The sequence below is a fragment of the Klebsiella sp. Ech2A genome (assembly GCF_030078455.1).
Classification (GTDB): domain Bacteria; phylum Pseudomonadota; class Gammaproteobacteria; order Enterobacterales; family Enterobacteriaceae; genus Klebsiella; species Klebsiella terrigena.
This window is the reverse complement of the sequence record NZ_JAQGFU010000315.1, coordinates 1-3,232: the sequence shown is the minus strand read 5'-3', so window position 1 is coordinate 3,232 and position 3,232 is coordinate 1. Positions and strand designations below refer to the sequence as shown.

The following is a 3,232-nucleotide window of genomic DNA, read 5'->3' as shown; positions in this document are numbered from 1 at the left end:
CCGATATGCCGCAGGAGGTGGTTTGCCCGCGCTGCGGCAGCGTCCACACCTCGCTGATTAGCGAATTCGGTTCCACGGCCTGCAAAGCGCTCTACCGCTGCGACAGCTGCCGAGAACCCTTTGATTACTTTAAATGTATTTGAGGTTGCCATGACGACGTTTCATTCGCTTACCGTCGCGAGAGTGGAGCCGGAAACCCGCGATGCGGTGACCATTACCTTTGCGATCCCCGACGCGCTGCAGGCCGAATACGCCTTCCGTCCCGGCCAGCACCTGACCGTAAAAGCCCGCCTCGGTGGGGAAGAGCTGCGGCGCTGCTACTCCATCTGCCGCAGCCGCTCCCCGGCTGAAATCAGCGTCGCGGTGAAGGCCATCGACGGCGGCCGCTTCTCCCGCTATGCGCAGAACGATATTCACCAGGGCATGGCCCTGGAGGTGATGGTTCCGCAGGGCCATTTTGGCTACCAGCCGCAGGCCGAAAGGCGTGGTGAATACCTGGCGATTGCCGCCGGCTCCGGCATAACGCCGATGATGGCGATTATTGGCGCCACGCTCGCCACCGAAGCGCAAAGCCGCTTCACCCTGATCTACGGCAACCGCAGCAGCCATAGCATGATGTTTCGCCAGGCGCTGGCGGACCTGAAAGACCGCTATCCGCAGCGGCTGCAGGTGGTGCACCTGTTTAGCCAGGAGTCGATGGACAGCGATCTGCTGCAGGGGCGCATCGACGGCGCTAAGCTGCGCGCGCTCTCCGGCCGGCTGCTGGATTTCAGCCGCTTCGACGAGGCCTTTATCTGCGGCCCGGCGGTGATGATGGATGACGCTGAGGCCGCGCTGGGGGAGCTCGGGATGGCGGCGAACAGCATTCATCTTGAGCGTTTTAATACCCCAGGCAGCAGCGTTAAGCGCGCGACCGGGGTGCAGGCCGAGGGCCGCACCGTCACCATTCGTCAGGACGGCCGCGACCGGCTGGTGGCCCTCAGCGCGGAGGATGACAGCATTCTCGACGCGGCGCTGCGCCAGGGGGCGGATCTGCCGTTCGCCTGTAAAGGCGGCGTCTGCGCCACCTGCAAATGCAAGGTGCTGAGCGGGGAAGTGGCGATGGCGGCAAACTACAGCCTCGAAGCGGACGAGCTGGCGGCCGGCTACGTGCTCAGCTGCCAGGCGCTGCCGACCAGCGGCGACGTGGTGGTGGATTTTGACGCCCGGGGGATGGCATGAGCGAACTGCTGATTAGCCGCCACGAGCGGGTGCTGCACCTGACCCTTAACCGGCCGCAGGCGCGCAATGCGCTCAATAATGCGCTGCTGACACAGCTTGCCGAGGCGCTGGAAGCCGCGGCGGCCGACCCGGAGGTGAGCGCCTGCGTGATTAGCGGCGGCCAGCGCTTCTTTGCCGCCGGCGCCGACCTGAACGAAATGGCGGAAAAAGATCTCCCGGCCACGTTCGATGATATTCGCCCCCGCCTGTGGGCGCGCATTGACGCCTTCCCGAAACCGCTGATTGCGGCAGTGAACGGCTACGCCCTCGGCGCGGGCTGCGAGCTGGCGCTGCTCTGCGACCTGGTGGTCGCGGGGGATAACGCCCGCTTCGGGGTGCCGGAAATTACCCTCGGCATTATGCCCGGCGCGGGCGGCACCCAGCGGCTGATCCGCTGCGTCGGCAAGGCGCTGGCCAGCCGCATGGTGCTGAGCGGCGAAGCCATTGACGCCCGGCGGGCGCAGCAGGCCGGTCTGGTGAGCGACATCTATCCGCCGGCGTTAACCGATGAATATGCCCTCAGGCTGGCAGCGACCATTGCCCGCCACTCGCCGCTGGCGCTGCGGGCGGCGAAGCAGGCGCTGCGCCAGGCGCAGGAGGTGGGGCTGCAGGCCGGGCTCCTGCAGGAGCGCCAGCTGTTTACGCTGCTCAGCGCGACGGAAGATCGGCGCGAAGGCATCGACGCCTTTTTACAAAAACGTACCCCGCAATTTAAAGGACGCTAATGGTGGAAGCTTTTATTCTCAGCACCGTAGAACAGGGCGTGATGACGATTACCCTTAACCGTCCGGATCGCCTGAACAGCTTTAATGACCTGATGCACCAGCAGCTCGCCGAGTGTCTGACCCAGGCCGAGCGCGACGACAGCGTGCGCTGCCTGCTGATCACCGGCGCCGGACGCGGATTTTGCGCCGGCCAGGATCTTAACGACCGCAACGTTGACCCCAGCGGCCCGGCGCCGGATCTGGGGCTGTCGGTAGAGCGTTTCTATAACCCGCTGGTGCGCCGCCTGGCGGCGCTGCCGAAGCCGGTGATTGCGGCGGTTAACGGCGTGGCGGCCGGGGCCGGGGCAACCCTGGCGCTGGGCTGCGATATGGTGCTCGCCGCGCGATCCGCCAGCTTCGTGATGGCCTTCAGCAGGCTCGGGCTGGTGCCCGACTGCGGCGGTAGCTGGTTCCTGCCGCGGGTCGCCGGACGCGCCAGGGCGATGGGGCTAGCGCTGCTGGGCGAGAAGCTCAGCGCCGAGCAGGCCGCGCAGTGGGGGATGATCTGGCAGCTGGTGGAGGACGCCGAGCTGGCGGACACCAGCCTTCAGCTGGCCCGCCATCTGGCGGCGCAGCCGACCTTTGGTCTCGGCCTGATTAAGCAAGCCCTGCTGGCCGCGGAAACCAACGGCCTCGATGCCCAGCTTGACCTCGAACGCGACTACCAGCGCATGGCCGGACGCAGCGCCGACTACCGCGAAGGCGTAAGCGCTTTCCTCGCCAAACGTCCTCCACAGTTCAGCGGGAAATAGCCTATGAGCACAACACTGCATCTCGTCGCCGTGATCGGCGGCGGCACCATGGGCTCAGGGATTGCGGAAGTTGCCGTCGGCGCCGGACATCAGGTGCTGCTCTACGATATCGCCGCCGATGCGCTAACCCGCGCGGTGGACGGTATTCGCCAGCGGCTGGCCTCGCGCGTCGCGCGCGGCAGGCTGACCGCAGAGCAGGCCGAGGCGCTGCTGGCCCGCATCGTGCCGACGACGGATCTGGCCGCCCTGGCGCCGGCGCAGCTGGTGATTGAAGCGGCTTCCGAACGTCCTGAGATCAAAAAAGCGCTGTTCAGCCAGCTGGCGGAGATCTGCTCGCCCTCCGCGCTGCTGACCAGCAACACCTCTTCTATTTCGATTACCGCGATTGCCGCCGACGTGAAGCACCCGGAGCGCGTTGCCGGGCTGCACTTCTTTCTGTCCCTTATACACACCTGA

4 protein-coding genes and 1 pseudogene are annotated in these 3,232 nt (G+C 65.9%); all 5 read left to right on the top strand.

Going from position 1 to position 3,232, the window contains the following annotated elements; all coding sequences use genetic code 11:
- Positions 1 to 143, top strand: a 143-nt coding sequence (locus PFH44_RS26170; protein ID WP_463671580.1) for a PaaD-like zinc ribbon domain-containing protein, incomplete at its 5' end; no start/stop codon positions are given.
- A gap of 7 nt (positions 144 to 150) precedes the next feature.
- A complete protein-coding gene (gene paaE / locus PFH44_RS26165; protein WP_283826634.1) occupies positions 151 to 1,221 on the top strand; it encodes a 1,2-phenylacetyl-CoA epoxidase subunit PaaE in 1,071 nt (356 codons plus the stop codon).
- On the top strand, positions 1,218 to 1,985 hold the full coding sequence (paaF, locus tag PFH44_RS26160) for a 2,3-dehydroadipyl-CoA hydratase PaaF (RefSeq protein WP_283826633.1): 768 nt from the start codon (positions 1,218 to 1,220) through the stop codon (positions 1,983 to 1,985). The genes paaE and paaF overlap by 4 nt, the downstream gene beginning before the upstream one ends.
- Before the next feature lie 2 nt (positions 1,986 to 1,987).
- Positions 1,988 to 2,776 (top strand): 2-(1,2-epoxy-1,2-dihydrophenyl)acetyl-CoA isomerase PaaG, encoded by a 789-nt coding sequence (gene paaG, locus PFH44_RS26155; protein WP_237373779.1) that lies wholly within the window; start codon positions 1,988 to 1,990, stop codon positions 2,774 to 2,776.
- 3 nt (positions 2,777 to 2,779) lie between these two features.
- Positions 2,780 to 3,211 (top strand): annotated as a pseudogene (locus tag PFH44_RS26150) (3-hydroxyacyl-CoA dehydrogenase family protein); the annotation flags it as partial.
- Positions 3,212 to 3,232 lie beyond the last annotated feature (21 nt).